The 17,527-nt window shown below is 40.3% G+C and carries 15 protein-coding genes; 7 read left to right on the plus strand and 8 right to left on the minus strand.

Features of this window, described 5'->3' with window-relative positions; genetic code table 11:
• Positions 1 to 4 precede the first annotated feature (4 nt).
• The 5 genes from crcB to lrp all read right to left on the minus strand — a co-directional run bounded on the left by crcB (position 5) and on the right by lrp (position 5,489).
• A complete protein-coding gene (gene crcB / locus DC53_RS07995; protein ID WP_021032117.1) occupies positions 5 to 385 on the minus strand; it encodes a fluoride efflux transporter CrcB in 381 nt (126 codons plus the stop codon).
• Entirely contained in the window at positions 378 to 1,721 is a 1,344-nt protein-coding gene (locus tag DC53_RS07990; RefSeq protein ID WP_033030403.1) for a replication-associated recombination protein A, read from the minus strand. Before DC53_RS07990 ends, crcB begins: the two co-directional genes overlap by 8 nt.
• Positions 1,714 to 2,340 carry an outer membrane lipoprotein periplasmic chaperone LolA gene (gene lolA, locus DC53_RS07985; protein ID WP_033030406.1) on the minus strand — a complete coding sequence of 209 codons (627 nt, stop codon included), beginning with the start codon at positions 2,338 to 2,340 and terminating at the stop codon, positions 1,714 to 1,716. The genes DC53_RS07990 and lolA overlap by 8 nt, the downstream gene beginning before the upstream one ends.
• On the minus strand, positions 2,337 to 4,838 hold the full coding sequence (locus tag DC53_RS07980; protein ID WP_033030408.1) for a DNA translocase FtsK: 2,502 nt from the start codon (positions 4,836 to 4,838) through the stop codon (positions 2,337 to 2,339). The genes lolA and DC53_RS07980 overlap by 4 nt, the downstream gene beginning before the upstream one ends.
• Before the next feature lie 171 nt (positions 4,839 to 5,009).
• On the minus strand, positions 5,010 to 5,489 hold the full coding sequence (gene lrp / locus DC53_RS07975; protein ID WP_033014887.1) for a leucine-responsive transcriptional regulator Lrp: 480 nt from the start codon (positions 5,487 to 5,489) through the stop codon (positions 5,010 to 5,012).
• Positions 5,490 to 5,631: 142 nt separating this feature from the next.
• On the opposite strand from lrp, the gene ald reads away from it, so the two are divergent.
• On the plus strand, positions 5,632 to 6,753 hold the full coding sequence (gene ald / locus DC53_RS07970; RefSeq protein ID WP_002962982.1) for an alanine dehydrogenase: 1,122 nt from the start codon (positions 5,632 to 5,634) through the stop codon (positions 6,751 to 6,753).
• 108 nt (positions 6,754 to 6,861) lie between these two features.
• Here ald and pssA read toward each other — a convergent pair whose 3' ends face one another.
• The gene (gene pssA / locus DC53_RS07965) at positions 6,862 to 8,187 is read right to left on the minus strand and encodes a CDP-diacylglycerol--serine O-phosphatidyltransferase (RefSeq protein WP_033030410.1); all 1,326 of its coding nucleotides are present in this window, start codon (positions 8,185 to 8,187) and stop codon (positions 6,862 to 6,864) included.
• A gap of 287 nt (positions 8,188 to 8,474) precedes the next feature.
• Between pssA and trxB the strand changes: the two genes are divergently transcribed.
• From trxB to infA, 4 genes are all read left to right on the plus strand, one after another.
• On the plus strand, positions 8,475 to 9,425 hold the full coding sequence (gene trxB / locus DC53_RS07960; RefSeq protein WP_007375668.1) for a thioredoxin-disulfide reductase: 951 nt from the start codon (positions 8,475 to 8,477) through the stop codon (positions 9,423 to 9,425).
• Positions 9,426 to 9,522: 97 nt separating this feature from the next.
• Complete coding sequence (gene aat, locus DC53_RS07955; protein WP_007375667.1) at positions 9,523 to 10,239, plus strand: leucyl/phenylalanyl-tRNA--protein transferase; 717 nt, start codon at positions 9,523 to 9,525, stop codon at positions 10,237 to 10,239.
• Positions 10,232 to 10,936: an arginyltransferase gene (locus tag DC53_RS07950; RefSeq protein WP_033015719.1), complete on the plus strand. Its 705-nt coding sequence runs from the start codon at positions 10,232 to 10,234 to the stop codon at positions 10,934 to 10,936. Before aat ends, DC53_RS07950 begins: the two co-directional genes overlap by 8 nt.
• A gap of 90 nt (positions 10,937 to 11,026) precedes the next feature.
• Positions 11,027 to 11,245 (plus strand): translation initiation factor IF-1, encoded by a 219-nt coding sequence (gene infA / locus DC53_RS07945; protein WP_002962494.1) that lies wholly within the window; start codon positions 11,027 to 11,029, stop codon positions 11,243 to 11,245.
• A gap of 214 nt (positions 11,246 to 11,459) precedes the next feature.
• Here infA and clpA read toward each other — a convergent pair whose 3' ends face one another.
• The gene (clpA, locus tag DC53_RS07940; protein WP_033030412.1) at positions 11,460 to 13,721 is read right to left on the minus strand and encodes an ATP-dependent Clp protease ATP-binding subunit ClpA; all 2,262 of its coding nucleotides are present in this window, start codon (positions 13,719 to 13,721) and stop codon (positions 11,460 to 11,462) included.
• A 68-nt stretch (positions 13,722 to 13,789) separates the two neighbouring features.
• Positions 13,790 to 14,098 carry an ATP-dependent Clp protease adapter ClpS gene (gene clpS / locus DC53_RS07935; protein ID WP_007375663.1) on the minus strand — a complete coding sequence of 103 codons (309 nt, stop codon included), beginning with the start codon at positions 14,096 to 14,098 and terminating at the stop codon, positions 13,790 to 13,792.
• A 209-nt stretch (positions 14,099 to 14,307) separates the two neighbouring features.
• Between clpS and cspD the strand changes: the two genes are divergently transcribed.
• Complete coding sequence (cspD, locus tag DC53_RS07930) at positions 14,308 to 14,526, plus strand: cold shock domain-containing protein CspD (protein WP_002962500.1); 219 nt, start codon at positions 14,308 to 14,310, stop codon at positions 14,524 to 14,526.
• A gap of 530 nt (positions 14,527 to 15,056) precedes the next feature.
• Positions 15,057 to 17,279, plus strand: coding sequence for an NADP-dependent isocitrate dehydrogenase (locus DC53_RS07925; RefSeq protein ID WP_033030415.1), 2,223 nt, complete (start codon positions 15,057 to 15,059; stop codon positions 17,277 to 17,279).
• Positions 17,280 to 17,527: the final 248 nt, after the last annotated feature.

Here is a 17,527-nt window from a genome sequence, read left to right on the forward strand (position 1 = left end):
TTTTTTAACCTTTTTGCATTACTAGCTGAAGGCCCAGCCAAGCCATAAAAATACACACCATCACGTTTAAGATGATATTGAGGGCCATTTTAATAAAGTGACCTTGTTGTAATAACAACAACGAGTCCATTGAGAATGTTGAAAAGGTGGTTAATGCACCTAAAAAGCCAATACCGATAAGGGTTTTGGCGGGGCTTGCGGTGATAATTTCTTTATCTATCAAACCGTACAAAATGCCCATTAACAATGAACCCAGAATATTAACCGTCAACGTGCCAAAAGGGAATCCCCTACCGAGGAGTTTTAGCATGCTTTCGCTAATAAAAAACCGTAAACACGCACCTGAGGCTCCGCCAAGGGCGATCATCATATAAAGTTTAATCATTTTCATATCGTTTAAGTGGGCTTTGCGCATCGCGCTCTTTTAGGTAATCGAGTTTTTGTTTAATTTTTTGCTCAAGTCCGCGCTCGCTCGGTAAGTAATACTCTTTGCCGTCCATCTCTGGTGGTAAATATTTTTCACCTGCGGCAAATGCACCTTCTTCGTTATGCGCATAACGATACTCAGCGCCATACCCTAAGTCTTTCATTAAATTAGTTGGGGCATTACGTAAGTGCTCCGGCACTGGGTAACTTGGCTCGTTTTTGGCATCTGCTTTTGCTTGATTAAACGCCATATACACCGCATTACTTTTAGGTGCGCTGGCTAAATACAGTGTGGCTTGTGCAATTGCACGCTCGCCCTCGCTTGGGCCAACACGTTGAAATATATCCCATGCATTTAGGGCAACTTCCATTGCGCGCGGATCGGCGTTACCAATGTCTTCTGTTGCAATGGCAAGTAATCGCCTTGCAACATACAAAGGGTCGCCGCCACCGGCTAAAATTCGGCAATACCAATACAGTGCACCGTCGGGGGAGCTACCTCGTACTGATTTGTGAAAGGCTGATATTAAATCGTAAAATTCATCGCCGCCTTTATCGTATTTAGCTAAGTGCGTTGGTAGCACTTGGCTAAGTACGTGCTCATCTACGTTGTATTGACCGTTTTGCTCGGACGTTAAATCAACTGCTTGTTCAAGTAAATTAAGTACTTTACGCGCATCGCCGCCACTTGCTTGGCACAGTGCCTTTTTAGCGTTGTCGGCAATAGTGATGTGCTTTTGGCTTAGCTGCTCGTCTTGTTTAAGTGCGCGCTCTATTACGGTGTATAAGTCGGTATCGGCAAGCGATTTTAAAACATACACGCGTGCACGCGACAATATAGCGTTGTTAAGGGCAAACGATGGGTTTTCTGTGGTTGCACCTACAAATATAAAGGTGCCGTCTTCTATGTGCGGTAAAAAGGCATCTTGTTGGGATTTATTAAAGCGATGAACTTCGTCAACAAACATAAGGGTGCGTTGGCCACGGCTTTCTAGGTTGTCCCGCGCTTGCGTTACGCCATCGCGTATATCTTTTACGCCTGCGGTTACCGCTGACATTTGAATAAGTGAGGCATCAGCATGGTTGGCAATTATTTGCGCAAGTGTTGTTTTACCCACACCAGGCGGACCCCATAAAATTAAACTATGGCATCGCCCTGCGACAATGGCTTGATGCAGTGGTTTATCAGCGCTTAATAAATGCTGCTGACCAATGTATTCATCAAGCGTTGTAGGGCGCATACGCGCGGCAAGTGGGCGTACATCAGGCCCAAAGTTAAAACCTAAATTACTCACCGTTACTCTGATCGTCTATTTCAACACCTTCGGGAGGCGTAAATTCAAACGTGCTTTTATCAAGCGGCGCATTAACTTGTGCATCATTAAATGTAAATGACGATAACTGCCCTGAATTGTCGGTAACTACTAATTTAGCAAGGCCTTGCTCATTACCTGCAAAGGTTATATCAAGTTGCTCAACTTGGCTTTCTACGCCTTTATTTGGTGTTACGCTAAAACCTGTATTTGTTGCAAGTACGCTGTACTTTTCCCATTGTGCTGGATCTTTTGAGGTAAGTAACACAAACGGTGTTGAATCGATTAAACCGCTGGTTTTCATAATCGTTACTTGCTCAGCAAAGCTGTCGAAGTAATAAGTTTTATCACCGTTTGATACAAATAACGTATCGTCTGGGTTTGTTTGCTGCCAGCGAATCATCATAGGCTGTTGAAGCGCTATTGTGCCCTCGCCTTGCATAACAGCTTGGCCTTCTTTGTCTGTTACTTTTTGTGCAAACTGCGCTTTGAAACTTTTTAAAATGGCAAGTCTGTCTTGTAATGCTTGGCTGCCGTCAGCAAAGCTTGGTGCGGCAAGTACGCTGCCTAATACTAATAATAAGGCGTTAACTTTTTTCATGAATTTGCTCCATTAGGCACTAATACATCGCGAGCACCGTTATGACCTGGTGAACTCACGATACCCGATGTTTCCATTTGTTCTACTAAACGTGCTGCGCGGTTATAGCCAACACGTAATTTACGTTGCACTGACGATACCGATACTTTGCCGGTTTCAATTACAAACGACACAGCTTCGTCGTATAACGGGTCTGATTCTTCATCTGCGTTTTCGCTAGCTTCACCTGGTAATAAAATATCTTCACTGGCATCACCATTGAGTATTTCATCAATATAATTTGGTTTAGCACGCGCTTTCCAATCGTTTACTACGGCGTGTACTTCGTGGTCGTCTACAAATGCGCCGTGCACACGCTCTGGTACGCTAGTGCCTGGCGGTAAATAAAGCATGTCACCCATACCTAGTAAGTTTTCGGCGCCTTGTTGGTCAAGTATTGTCCGTGAATCTATTTTGCTCGATACCTGAAACGCCATACGTGTTGGAATATTAGCTTTAATTAAGCCGGTAATTACATCTACCGACGGACGCTGCGTAGCAAGCACTAAGTGAATGCCTGCCGCACGTGCCTTTTGGGCTATACGTGCAATAAGTTCTTCTACTTTTTTACCTACTATCATCATCATGTCGGCAAATTCGTCTATTACTACAACAATACTTGGTAATTTACCTAGCTCGTCGGGGCCTTCTTTCATGCCATCAGTGTCTTTAAATAATGGATCAAGAATTGGGTAACCCGCTTCATTGGCTTCAAGCACTTTTTGGTTGTAACCTTTTAAGTTACGCACACCCAATGCTGACATTAATTTATAACGACGTTCCATTTCGCCAACACACCAACGCAGTGCGTTAGCGGCTTCTTTCATGTCGGTCACTACTTCACACAATAAATGCGGAATGCCTTCATATACTGAAAGCTCAAGCATTTTAGGGTCAATCATGATCATACGTACATCGTCAGGACCCGATTTGTACAGCAAGCTTACTATCATGACATTAACGCCCACTGATTTACCTGAACCAGTAGTACCGGCCACCAATAAGTGTGGCATTTTACCTAAATCAGCACATACCGGCTGACCGGCAATGTCTTTACCAAGCACCATGGTAAGTGGCGACGGATTTTGCTCAAATTTAGGGGCGTTTATAACTTCTGATAAACGAACTATTTCACGGTGTTTATTTGGAAGTTCAATACCAACATAGGTTTTACCCGGAATAACTTCTACAACACGTACACTAATTGCCGAAAGCGAACGGGCTAAATCTTTAGCCAAGCCCGTAATTTTAGACACTTTTATACCTGGCGCTAAATCAAGTTCAAAACGTGTAACAACGGGGCCTGGGTATACCGCTACAACAGTTGCTTGTACGTTAAAGTCGAGCAGCTTTGTCTCTACTAGGCGCGATACTGTATCGAGTTCTTCTTGCGAAATTGGGTTTTTAGCTTTGTCCGGTCTATCGAGTAAATCAAGTGACGGTAATGGCCCCGGTGGTGGCTCTTGCGTTAATAATTGCTCAAATTTTTCTTTTGCTGTTGGTGGTGGCTGATAGGCTGCTTTTGGCTTAGGCATTGGCCTTGCTGGCGATACAACCGTTGTAACTGGCTTTTCAGGTTCTACAACTTGGCTTTGATCAAGTGCATTTAATGCAGCAGCCGTGTCCATTGGCTCGTCGTCTATGGCGCTAAAGCCAATTTCTTGATCGAGTATATCGTCGAGTTCATCAAACGGCATAAAGTCGTCACTAATTTGTGGCTCGCTAAATGGCGTTTGCGGTTTGTTAATTGCTTTTTGTTTATCTGCTTTTTTAGCCGATGCAGGCAGCTCTATTTGCTCTTTTATATCGTCTTCAAAATGGGCGTCTACTTCATCGTTATTATTTACTGTACCTGCAGCGTGTTCTCGGTGCATCCAGCCTTTTGCATACGACACGATAAAACGATAAAACCTAACCATTAAATCGCCAAGATAATCAACAAAATCAACCCACGATACACCCGTTAATAGAGTTAGTCCGGCAAAAAAGAAACACAGCAATAATATAGATGTACCGGTAAAGTTAAATGCAGGCATCATGGCTGATGCAATAACATCGCCCACTACCCCACCAGAAGAGAAGTTATAAATATCGTCAAAGTTGATACTGCTAATAGCGGTAGCTGAGGTAATAAATAAAGCAAAACCAATAACTCGCAGCGCTAAAGTAGTGTAATCAAGCTGTAAAATGCGGTGAGGTTGTTTAAATAACAAGTAGCCAAATAATTGAATGGCAGCAGGTACTAAATAAGCCAACCAACCAAAAGTAAGTAATAAAATGTCAGCTATCCATGCACCAGCTGTGCCCGTAATATTTTTTACGTTTCTAAATTCACCAGTTTGCGACCACGAAGGATCAACTGGATCAAAGCTGATTAAGGCACATAAAATAAATATTGCTGTAAAGGTACTGATAATCAGCCCTGTTTCTAATAGTCTTTGCACACCGTTTAGGCGCATAGTTCCCTATTCCTCTTTATTATTCTATTTTATTCACACTTACTTAGCAGTGAAATACCTTAGCAGGAAATGCAATTTGTTGCACTTTATCTTAACCTTGATGGCCTGATTATGAACACGTTTTTATAATTTAGGCAGATAAAAGCAAATGTCAGCCTATTATAAATACTGTTAAGCAATATACGGGCGAATAATTACACCTTCTTCACCTTTTACTTCTTCCATTACTACATAAGTACGGCTTTCACTTACATTTGGAAGTTTCAATAGTATGTCGCCTAATACGCCACGGTATTCTGACATATCATTTACGCGTGTTTTAAGTAAAAAGTCGAAATTACCCGACACCAAATGGCATTCTATAATTTCTTCATGCTTTTTTACAGCAGCACTAAACTCATCAAATACATCGGGTGATGTTTTGGTAATTGTTACCTCTACATACACCGATAAACCTTGCCCAAGCTTAGCAGGGTCGACCACTGCTTTGTAACCTAATATGTAACCTTCTCGTTCTAGTTTTTTTACCCGTTCGAGACAGGGCGTGGCGCTTAGGCCAACTCGTCTGGCCAGTTCAACATTGGAAAGGCGCCCATCATGTTGTAATTCCATCAAAATTTTTCGGTCAATTCTATCTAATAACTGATGCATAGTACCAACTAGTTTTTTATGCTGTTTATTTTTATTATTTAGATAATAACACTAGAACCCACTTTAAAAAAGGTGAGACACACTGGCTTATGATGAATATAATAGTGAAAAATGTTAATCCGTTCTTAATAAGGCAAATGTTATGATTATTGGTGTACCTAAAGAAATTAAAAACCATGAATACCGTGTAGGTATGGTTCCTGCGAGTGTTCGTGAATTAGTAAACCACGGTCACCAAGTGATTGTAGAAACTGATGCAGGCATGGGCATTGGTTTTACTAACGAAGACTACACACAAGCAGGTGCTGAAATTTTAGCAACTGCTGCTGATGTTTTCGCTAAAGCCGACATGATTGTAAAAGTAAAAGAGCCGCAAGCTGTTGAACGTGCAATGTTGCGTGAAGACCAAATCCTTTTCACTTACTTACACCTTGCACCTGATCTTCCACAAACTGAAGACCTTGTAAAAAGTAAAGCTATTTGTATTGCATACGAAACTGTAACTGACTCTCGCGGTGGTTTACCGCTTCTTGCGCCTATGAGCGAAGTGGCTGGTCGAATGTCTATTCAAGCTGGTGCACAAGCGCTAGAAAAATCTAACCACGGTCGCGGCATGCTATTAGGTGGCGTACCAGGTGTTGAAGCAGCTAAAGTTGTTGTAATTGGCGGCGGCATGGTTGGTCGTAGCGCTGCTCAAATGGCTGTTGGCCTTGGTGCTGAAGTTGTGGTTCTTGATCGTAACATCGACGTATTACGTGCACTAGACGCGCAATTTGGTAATAAAGTAAAAGCTATTTACTCAACTGCTGATGCACTAGAAAAACACGTACTAGAAGCTGATTTAGTAATTGGTGGCGTACTAATCCCAGGTGCAGCTGCACCTAAACTAGTCACTGCAGAGCACATTAAAGCAATGAAACCTGGCTCTGCAATTGTTGACGTTGCAATCGACCAAGGTGGCTGTATTGCTACTTCTAAAGCAACTACGCATGCTGATCCAACTTTCATCGTTGATGAAGTTGTTCACTACTGTGTTGCTAACATGCCAGGTGCAGTTCCACGCACATCTACGTTTGCACTTAACAATGCAACATTGCCTTTCATCATTAACCTTGCAAACAAAGGCTATAAAAAGGCGCTACTAGATGACGCTCACTTCTTAAAAGGCTTAAACGTAATTAAAGGCCAAGTAACTTACAAAGAAGTAGCTGAAGCGTTCAACATGGAATATGTTGACCCACGCACAGCGGTAGAAAACGCATAATTTAGCGTTTCGTAGTTAGGTTGGTATTAAGTAATGTAGCTACCTAACTACAACCCATAAAAAAAGCAGCTAATTAGCTGCTTTTTTTATGTCTGATTTAAAGTAAATTTATATGAAACGCTTAATTATAAAATCTACTTTTACGCGCTTAGCTTGGCCAAGTAGTTTTTTAACTGGCTGCGGGTAATCATCCATTGTTTCTAAATCATCTGGGCCTGTTAAACGTCGGCAGTGTTGTAAAATTTCCTGCTTTTCGTTATCAATAGCATCCATAATTGTTTGCTCTGGATCTTCTATTAAAATACCGTTTTCGATATCAAGACCCCATGCACGCGGATTTAAGTTATGCCCACTCAGTAAATGTTTTGTTCTATCTGAGCAAATACCTTTTAAATGAAACGAATTACTTTCATCTTTCCACAGATACACATTTAAATTACCGTTATCGATGTGACGTTTTTGCGTTTTTACAAACTTATGCAAAATAGTTTCGTATAAATAAGGTAATGCCCCTATTTTACTAAACGGCTCACTTGGCGGTAAATAAAAGTCATTGGCTGTTTTATCCCCCACCACAATAGTAACTTGCTTACCTTGCTTTAATAATCGGCGCAGTGATCGCATAAGTGGCGCCGGAAAATTAAAGTATGGCGTATACAACACAAGCTCTTGCTCTGTGGTATCAAATAACGCTTTTATTAAACGATTTAATTCGTTATTACGACGACCAAGCCCTAAAAACAAACGAATACCTAATGCTTGCGTATTTAGTTGCTCTGCTGCGTTGTAACTTGCGACTTTTAAATCACGCATTAATTGCTTTTGATCAAGTTTGAAGTCGTGTAAACGCTTAAGCGGTCGTGTGTCTATGCGTGGCACAGCAACGGAGCTAATTAGCTTTGTCTCAATAAAATCAACCACTGAATCACACAGCTCGCTCTGCGTTATTAAAAAGTAACGATCGAGTCTGTAACGCTCGTTATACTGCAAATACACGTTGTTTAAGCTTGCGCCGCTGTAAAGTAAGGTATCGTCAATGACAAAACCCTTTAAATGTAATACGCCAAATAATTCTTTAGCTTTTACAGGTACGCCATAAACTTGTACGTTCAATTTAAACTTTTCTAAATCGTCACAGTATAAACTTGCGTTACCATCAGATTTCTCTGCACCAATTAAACCACGTTGCGCACGATGAAAATCCACCAGCACTTTTATTTCAAGTGCTGGGTTTGTTAATGACACACGGTGCAAAGCTTCTAAAATTTCGCGACCTGCTTCGTCATCTTGTAAATAAAGCGCTGTGATATAAATTCGTTTTTTTGCGCTACTGATCAAACGTAGCAATTGCGTTCGGTAATCTTGCGCATTGGTTAAGACGTTAACGTCTTTTGAAGTCAACCCGAATGCGGGTTTTTCCTGCCAAAATAACATAGTTGCCTATTCACTTGGGTCACATGATTTATCAGTGACAAATAAAATTAGGTAAAACATAACAAAAAAAATCAAAGTGGTCATGAATTAACGTTGTTTTGTTGCCTGTTAGTCTATTTATTGAGCTACTTTACTTTATTAAACGCAAAAGCCACAATCTCTAGTACACAATACTGCACAGCTTTTCGATTTGCTAAAAAAAATAATCTCGGATTTTGTTTACTTCTGCCTTGTTTTTCTTAGAATCGAGCGCATTAAAGACCGTATTAAACGTTTAGGAAAAAATAATGACTGAAGCAAAACATTGTAAGCTACTAATTTTAGGCTCTGGCCCAGCTGGTTATACTGCCGCAGTATATGCAGCACGTGCAAATTTAAACCCTGTTTTAATTACAGGCATTCAACAAGGTGGCCAATTAACAACCACGACTGAAGTTGAAAACTGGCCTGGTGATGCACACGGCTTAACAGGTCCTGCATTAATGGATCGTATGAAAGAGCACGCTGAGCGCTTTGAAACTGAAATTGTGTTTGATCACATTAATAAAGTAGATGTATCTAAGCGCCCTTTCACACTAACTGGCGACCAAGGTACTTACACATGTGATGCGTTAATCATTGCAACGGGTGCGTCTGCTAAATACTTAGGCTTAGAGTCTGAAACTAATTTCCAAGGCCGTGGTGTTTCAGCATGTGCTACATGTGACGGCTTTTTCTATAAAGGTCAGAAAGTAGCGGTTGTTGGTGGTGGTAATACGGCGGTTGAAGAAGCGCTTTACTTATCTAACATTGCTGACGAAGTACATGTTATTCATCGTCGTGATAGTTTCCGCAGTGAAAAAATACTTGCAGACCGCCTTGCTGAAAAAGCAGCAAACGGTAACGTTGTAATGCATTACAACCGCACGCTTGACGAAGTATTAGGCGACCAAATGGGTGTAACAGGCGTTCGTATTAAAGATGCACACTCTGATGCAACTGAAGAACTAGATTTAGCTGGTGTATTTATTGCTATTGGCCATAAGCCAAATACAGATATGTTTGTTGGCCAACTAGAAATGAAAGATGGCTACTTAGTTGTAGAGTCTGGATTGAACGGTAACGCGACTCAAACAAGTGTAGAAGGCGTTTTTGCTGCTGGTGATGTATCTGACCACATTTACCGTCAAGCAATCACATCAGCGGGTACAGGCTGTATGGCTGCCCTTGATGCAGAACGTTTCTTAGATAATTTATAAGCAATTAAATAAATTATTATAGGGCTGATTATTCAGCCCTTTTTTTATGCCTAAAATATAGTTACACTTTTACGATCAATTATAAGATAAGTACTGTATGAGAAATCAGCTATACCAATTAAGCGAAAACGATATAGCATTCCCCAATCCGGAATACGCATTAGAATCCCCTGATGGCTTACTCGCAATTGGCGGAGATTTAAGTTTACCTCGCCTAAGTAATGCCTACAAAAGCGGAATATTCCCTTGGTTTAGTGAAGATGAGCCTATTATGTGGTGGTCGCCGAGCGAACGCGGGATTTTTGAACTGGATGATTTTCATATAAGTAAGAGTCTGCGTAAGCATTTAAAAAAGCACCCTGTGAGAGTAACCATTAATAATGCCTTTGAAGAGGTGATAGAAGCATGTCGCGATCAACGCCTTGACACCGATGGTACCTGGATCACTTCTGACATGCTCAGCGCTTACGTTAATGCACACAATGCGGGCATTGCTCATAGTTTAGAGGTGTGGAGTAACGGAGAGCTTGCAGGAGGCTTATACGGTATTATGCAAAATGGTGTATTTTGTGGCGAGTCGATGTTTCATCATCAAACCAATTGCTCTAAGCTTGCGATGTGGGCACTGGTAAATTGGCTTAAACGTCACAATGCGCATTTTATTGATTGCCAGTTAGAAAACCCTTATTTAATGACCCTCGGTGCACAAGTAATTCCTCGCTCAACATTTTTGACTAAACTAAAAGCTGCACATAACTATATCGTTAACCCTATTATGTGGGAGCCACAAGAACTTGACGCAATCTATGAATGAACAACTTCCTGCACGTGTTGGTTTAACCCAAGAGTTTGACTGTAGTTATTTGCCCAACAGACAAGAACAACTTTTAGTTATTCTAGATCCTAGTTGCTACAGTACCGACAAATTTGAGTCATTATTAGGTTTGGGGTTTCGTCGCAGTGGTAACCAAATATACCGTCCGCATTGCCCAATATGCAGTGCATGTAATTCTGTACGTGTATTAGCACAAGACTTTATCCCCTCAAAATCGCAAAAACGTAAACTAAACAAAGCAAAAAGCCAGTTTGAAGTGAAATATTCGACGCAAGAGCGACCTGAGTACTATCCGCTTTATAGTAAGTACATAACAATGCGTCACCAGGATGGAAGTATGTATCCTCCTGAAAAAGAACAGTTTCAAAGCTTTTTACTTTGCAGTTGGCTCAAAATCACATTTATTGAACTATGGCACCAAGATACTTTAGTCGCAGTTGCCGTAACTGATTGTATGAATAGCGCTATTTCTGCAATCTATACCTTTTTCGACCCCGATTTTGAACACTATAGTTTAGGCTCTGTGATGATATTAGAGCAGCTTAGATTTGCAAAAGAGCAAAATAAGCAATACGTGTACTTGGGCTATCAAATTGATGAATGCAACAAAATGAAGTACAAAACTCAGTTTTTACCAGCTCAAAAACAGCTTAATGATGAGTGGGTGGCTATTTAATTTGCAAATATAGCCCCTGCGCCTTTACTTATTGGTGTATTTTGGGCAAAATCTGCAGCGTTTAACTATTAAAGAGGTGTTACGCTAAACATGGCGAAAGAAGACGTAATCGAAATGCAAGGGACAGTCCTTGATACTTTACCAAATACAATGTTCCGAGTTGAGCTAGAAAATGGTCACGTAGTTGTGGCTCATATTTCAGGCAAAATGCGCAAAAACTATATCCGTATTTTAACCGGCGATAAAGTAACGGTAGAAATGACTCCTTACGATTTATCGAAAGGTCGTATCGTATTCCGTGCTCGCTAAGTAAGTGCGTAAACGAGATTTAGTTTTTGGCTAGTGTTTACTAGCTTTAAGCGTTTATTAAATGTAATTGATAGACATTGACTAGCAATTACATTTAATAAACAAAAAGCCCAGTTTTTACTGGGTTTTTTGTTGCCTATAAAAAAGGGCAAAAAAATGGCCCGCTATTATGTAGCGAGCCATTTTATTTAACTAAACTTTTTTAATTAACGTTTTACGCTGGTGTTAAGCTACTCTCGTAATCAAACCGAATCTTCTTGTCTTTAACCGATACTTTAACCGTACCGCCATCAACAAGTTCACCAAACAGTATTTCGTTAGCTAATTGCTTTTTAAGCTCTTCTTGAATAACACGTGCCATTGGTCGTGCACCCATTGCTTTATCGTAGCCTTTATCTGCCAACCACTCACGTGCTTTAGACGTAAGCTCAAGGTTAACCGATTTTTTATCAAGCTGGGATTGCAGTTCCACAATAAATTTATCAACCACCATTAAAATAACTTCACGTTCAAGGTGATTAAACCAAATGATGTTATCTAAACGGTTTCTAAATTCTGGCGAGAATACTTTATTAATTTCGCCCATTGCATCATGCGTATGATCTTGCTCTGTAAAACCAATCGACTTGCGTGTGGTTTCTTGCACACCAGCGTTAGTTGTCATTACCACAACTACATTTCTAAAATCGGCTTTACGACCGTTATTATCGGTTAACGTACCGTGATCCATTACCTGTAGTAGGATGTTATAAATGTCTGGATGCGCTTTTTCAATCTCATCTAAAAGTACAACTGCATGTGGGTTTTTAATAACAGCTTCTGTTAATAAACCGCCTTGCTCAAAGCCAACATATCCTGGTGGAGCACCAATTAGCCGACTAATAGCATGGCGCTCTACATATTCAGACATATCAAAACGAATAAACTCAACACCCATGCATTTAGCAAGCTGTTTAGTGACTTCTGTTTTACCTACACCGGTAGGTCCTGCAAATAAGAACGAGCCAACTGGTTTTTCTTCGCTTGATAAACCAGAGCGAGATAAACGAATAGCTGATGTAAGCGCGTCAATAGATTGATCTTGCCCAAACACAAGCATTTTAAGATTACGGTCTAGGTTTTTAAGCGTTTCTTTATCTGTTGATGATACGCTTTGCGCTGGGATACGTGCCATTTTAGATATAATTAGTTCTATATCTGCCACGCCAATGGTTTTTTTACGTTTAGAGCTAGGTTGCAGGCGCTGACTTGCACCGGCTTCATCAATTACATCAATTGCTTTATCTGGCAAGTGGCGTTCATTAATGTATTTAGCACTTAGCTCTGCTGCTGCTTTTAATGCTTTTTGAGTATAACGAATACCATGGTGCTCTTCGTAACGCTCTTTTAAGCCATTTAATATTTTGGTGGTATCGGCAACACTTGGTTCAAGCACATCTATTTTTTGAAAACGACGTACTAGTGCACGATCTTTCTCAAAAATATTTTTATACTCATTGTAAGTTGTTGAACCCATACAACGTAACTTTCCACTTGAAAGCAGTGGTTTAAGCAAGTTTGATGCATCCATAACGCCACCAGACGCTGCGCCGGCACCAATTATGGTATGTATTTCATCAATAAATAAAATAGACCCAGGCTGTGCTTGTAGCTCTTTTAATAAGCTTTTAAAGCGCTTTTCAAAATCGCCACGGTATTTAGTACCCGCAAGCAATGCCCCCATATCTAGCGAGTACACAACTGCATCTGCAATTACTTCTGGTACTTGCTCGTTAACAATACGATACGCTAAGCCTTCGGCAATTGCTGTCTTACCAACACCTGCTTCACCAACTAGTAATGGGTTGTTCTTTTTGCGACGACACAATACTTGTACCGTGCGCTCTACTTCGCTGTCACGTCCAATCAAAGGGTCTATATTGCCTTCACGTGCTTGAACGTTTAAGTTGGTTGTAAAGCTGTCTAGCTTGCTTGCTTCTTCATTTTGTACTTCTTGCACTTCTTCATGAATATCATCGGTGTCATCCCCTAACTCATCATCGGCTTTAGAAATACCGTGTGAAATAAAGTTAACAATATCTAAACGCGATACATCTTGCTTTTTAAGTAAATAAACAGCTTGGCTCTCTTGCTCAGAAAAAATAGCAACTAGCACGTTTACGCCAGTAACTTCATTTTTACCTGACGATTGCACATGAAACACCGCACGCTGTAATACACGCTGAAAACCAAGCGTTGGCTGAGTTTCACGTTCTTCTTCTAGATCTGGGATGACGGGTGTTGTTTCGTCAATAAATTCTAATAATTCGGTTTTTAAGCCAGAAAGATTAACACCGCACGCATTTAGGGCTTCTCCTGCTGAAGGATTATCTAACAGCGCAAGTAAAAGGTGCTCTACGGTCATAAACTCATGACGGCGAGTGCGCGCTTCACGAAACGCGGCATTTAATGTGAGTTCTAAGTCTTTGTTTAGCATTGGCAACCCCTTACTGAGATAATAATTTATACCACAACAATCGGATGTTTGATCACCCTAATTGGTATTTATTCCTGCTCACAACTACAAAGCAGTGGATGCTCGTTATCACGCGCGTAGCGGTTAACTTGTTCAACCTTAGTATGGGCTACATCGGCGCTGTAAACACCGCAAATACCCTTACCTTTTTCATGAACCTGAAGCATCACGTCGGTTGCTCTATCGCTATCCATATTAAAAAACGTCGTTAAAACTTCTATTACAAAGTCCATCGGCGTGTAGTCGTCGTTATTTAAAACAACTTTATATTTTCGCGGTGGTTGTAGCTTTTGCTTTTCACTGTCGCGAACTGTGTCAATTACACCTGAATCTTTCATACCACTCATAATTAAATATAGTCTTGTCTTTGTAACTCAAGCAAACTTGAATAAAAAATAAATAAAATGTTAAAAAAATAACTCAAAACACTTGACTGGTTGGCTAAATAAACTACAGTCAAACATAGATTGATTAAACCTTAATCAGTCTAGCAAATTATACGGTTTAGAATAACTAAATTAGTCAACTTATTGAAGGATGTAGAAGTATGGCTTGCGGTAAAGTTAAATGGTTCAACAACGCCAAAGGTTTTGGTTTCATCGTAGAAGACGGCTGCGAGAATGATATTTTCGCTCATTACTCAACTATTGTAATGGACGGATATAAAACACTTAAAGCTGGTCAAGATGTAACTTTCGAATTAGAACAAGGGCCTAAGGGCCTCCACGCTAAAAATATTGCCCCTGATGGCGACATTATAGAGTGAACAATGTTCTGTTCGACTAAAGCGAGTGACCTTTTTAGATCCTCGCTTAATTCCTTAAGCATACTTTTTATCTCTTCACCCTTATTTATTGCCCCTTTTTGCCCAAATTCAACCCTTTTCCTTGAATTTATTTTATATACCCCAATGTTCTAAGAGTTAATTGTTTAACTGAGTATTGAGCTCGTTCATACTCTGGCCCTTTTTATTTAAGCTTGTTACACTCTTAATGCTAGAACAGCGCATTAACACAACAGTTATCATACTTTTGCCAGTTTTAAATGTACTAGGCTAAAGGCTGATTTATTTTTGTTGATTTTTTAGCTATAAATACAATTCTAGTTCGTCAGGTGTGACTATTCTGCTTTTATAAAAAAGCAACGCTGAGTAGCAACGCTGAGTACCAACACCTAACAAACTATTCATTACGAGCGTACGTGTTTATTAACTTGTTTAATAATATTTACTCATTAGTAATGATTTTCTTTGCATTGTTGAATAAGACCATATCGGTCGACTATCTAGGAATGATGATGACATCAAAAATTATCTATACAAAAACGGACGAAGCTCCGGCACTAGCAACTTACTCGTTGCTACCGATCATCCAAGCATATACAAATGCGGCCGGTGTTGAAGTTGAAACTCGCGACATTTCATTAGCAGGTCGTGTAATTGCTAGCTTCCCTGATTATTTAACACAAGAACAACGCATTGGCGATGCACTTGCTGAACTTGGCGAGCTTGCTAAAACACCAGAAGCGAACATCATCAAATTACCAAACATCAGTGCATCTGTTCCACAGCTGCGTGCTGTAATTAAAGAGCTTCAAGCAAAAGGTTACGCGCTTCCAGAATACCCTGTTGAACCTAAAAATGATGAAGAAAAAGCAATTCAAGCTGCTTACGACAAAATTAAAGGCAGTGCAGTAAACCCAGTACTACGTGAAGGTAACTCTGATCGTCGCGCACCAGGTTCTGTAAAAGAATATGCACGTAACAACCCACATTCAATGGGTGCGTGGAGCAAAGATTCTCAGTCTTACGTTGCAAGCATGAGCGAAGGTGATTTCTTTGGGTCTGAGCAATCAGTCACTGTAGATACAGCCACTGATGTGCGTATTGAACATGTTGCAACTAACGGTGACGTTACTGTTCTTAAACAAAGCACACCTCTTTTAGCTGGCGAAGTAATTGATGCATCAAGCATTAGCGCTTCTAAGCTTCAAGCTTTCTTGGCTGCTGAAATTGATGCTGCTAAAGAAAAAGGTGTTTTATTCTCGCTTCACATGAAAGCGACAATGATGAAAGTATCTGATCCAATCATCTTCGGTCACGCTGTTAAAGTATTCTACAAAGATGTGTTTGCTAAACACGGTGAGCTTTTTGAAGAGCTAGGTGTTGATGTAAATAATGGTTTAGGCGACGTATATTCTAAAATTCAAACATTAGACGATGCTAAGCGCGAAGAAATCGAAGCAGACATTCAAGCTGTTTACGCTAACCGCCCTGCTATTGCTATGGTTGATTCTGACCGTGGTATTACAAACTTACACGTACCAAGTGACGTGATCATCGATGCATCGATGCCTGCAGCAATCCGTTCAAGCGGTCAAATGTGGAATAACGATGGTAAATTACAAGACACTAGCTTTGTAATTCCTGATCGTTGTTACTCAAGTGTTTACCAAGCAACTATCGATTTTTGTAAAGAAAATGGCGCGTTTGATCCAACAACAATGGGTAGCGTTCCAAACGTTGGCCTTATGGCTCAAAAAGCTGAAGAATACGGTTCACACGACAAAACATTTGAAGCTAAAGCGGACGGTTCTATCCGTGTTGTTGATGCAAATGGTAATACATTACTTGAGCACAGTGTTGAGCAAGGCGATATCTGGCGTATGTGTCAGGTTAAAGACGCACCAATCCAAGATTGGGTTAAGCTTGCAGTAAATCGTGCTCGCGCAACAGGCGTTCCAGCTATTTTCTGGTTAGACGAAAACCGTGCACATGATGCGCAGCTAATCAAAAAAGTAAACAAATACCTACCAGATCACGATACCGCTGGCCTAGATATTCAAATTTTAGCACCGCTTGAAGCAACATTGTTCTCATTAGCGCGTATTAAAGAAGGTAAAGACACGATTTCTGTAACAGGTAATGTATTACGTGATTACCTTACAGACTTATTCCCAATTTTAGAGTTGGGTACGAGTGCTAAAATGCTTTCAATTGTTCCACTTATGAACGGTGGTGGCTTATTTGAAACTGGCGCGGGTGGTTCTGCACCTAAGCATGTTCAACAATTCGAAAAAGAAAATCACTTACGTTGGGATTCTTTAGGTGAATTTTTAGCACTTGCTGCATCACTTGAGCACCTTAGCGTAACTACGGGTAACAACAAGGCACAAGTACTTGCTGATACGCTTGATAAAGCGACTGGCACATTCCTTGCTGAAAACAAGTCTCCTTCACGTAAAGTGAAAGAAATTGATAACCGTGGTTCTCATTTCTTCCTATCTTTATTCTGGGCACAAGAACTTGCTAAGCAAAATGATGACAGTGAACTTAAAGCACAGTTTACTCAAATTGCTAGCGACCTTGAGTCTAATAAAGAGCAAATCGTAAGTGAGCTTAACGATGCGCAAGGCCCTGCAGTTGATTTAGGCGGTTACTTCCAGCCTAACGATGATGCAGCGTTTAAAGCGATGCGTCCAAGCACTACATTTAACGATATTCTTGCTAAATTAGTATAAATATCGGTTTAAATTTAAAAGCCGCTTACTTGCAAAAGTAAGCGGCTTTTTTATGTCTAAACTTTACAAAAAAAGGCCGCTATTTATAAAATAGCGGCCTTTGAATAATTAAATTTATTTATTTAATTAATTAATTATTTAGTATCATACCAATTCGCTTAATTAAGTGATCAACTTTGAGGCAAGAAAATCTTGTCGATAACAAGGCAAAAATTTCGTTATTTAGTTGCTCTATATCAGAAATTTTT

Origin of the sequence: Pseudoalteromonas fuliginea (assembly GCF_000690055.1) — a bacterium.
In the GTDB taxonomy this organism is placed as follows: Bacteria; Pseudomonadota; Gammaproteobacteria; order Enterobacterales; family Alteromonadaceae; genus Pseudoalteromonas; species Pseudoalteromonas fuliginea.

Excerpts from the sequence above, each read along its gene's own strand:
- lrp (WP_033014887.1), bottom strand. The coding sequence starts at position 5,489 with ATGCATCAGTTATTAGATAGAATTGACCGAAAAATTTTGATGGAATTA.
- cspD (WP_002962500.1), top strand. The coding sequence starts at position 14,308 with ATGGCTTGCGGTAAAGTTAAATGGTTCAACAACGCCAAAGGTTTTGGT.
- DC53_RS07950 (WP_033015719.1), top strand. The coding sequence starts at position 10,232 with ATGAATGAACAACTTCCTGCACGTGTTGGTTTAACCCAAGAGTTTGAC.
- DC53_RS07980 (WP_033030408.1), bottom strand. The coding sequence starts at position 4,838 with ATGCGCCTAAACGGTGTGCAAAGACTATTAGAAACAGGGCTGATTATC.
- ald (WP_002962982.1), top strand. The coding sequence starts at position 5,632 with ATGATTATTGGTGTACCTAAAGAAATTAAAAACCATGAATACCGTGTA.
- clpS (WP_007375663.1), bottom strand. The coding sequence starts at position 14,098 with ATGAAAGATTCAGGTGTAATTGACACAGTTCGCGACAGTGAAAAGCAA.
- pssA (WP_033030410.1), bottom strand. The coding sequence starts at position 8,187 with ATGTTATTTTGGCAGGAAAAACCCGCATTCGGGTTGACTTCAAAAGAC.
- infA (WP_002962494.1), top strand. The coding sequence starts at position 11,027 with ATGGCGAAAGAAGACGTAATCGAAATGCAAGGGACAGTCCTTGATACT.
- DC53_RS07925 (WP_033030415.1), top strand. The coding sequence starts at position 15,057 with ATGACATCAAAAATTATCTATACAAAAACGGACGAAGCTCCGGCACTA.
- clpA (WP_033030412.1), bottom strand. The coding sequence starts at position 13,721 with ATGCTAAACAAAGACTTAGAACTCACATTAAATGCCGCGTTTCGTGAA.
- crcB (WP_021032117.1), bottom strand. The coding sequence starts at position 385 with ATGATTAAACTTTATATGATGATCGCCCTTGGCGGAGCCTCAGGTGCG.
- lolA (WP_033030406.1), bottom strand. The coding sequence starts at position 2,340 with ATGAAAAAAGTTAACGCCTTATTATTAGTATTAGGCAGCGTACTTGCC.
- aat (WP_007375667.1), top strand. The coding sequence starts at position 9,523 with ATGAGAAATCAGCTATACCAATTAAGCGAAAACGATATAGCATTCCCC.
- trxB (WP_007375668.1), top strand. The coding sequence starts at position 8,475 with ATGACTGAAGCAAAACATTGTAAGCTACTAATTTTAGGCTCTGGCCCA.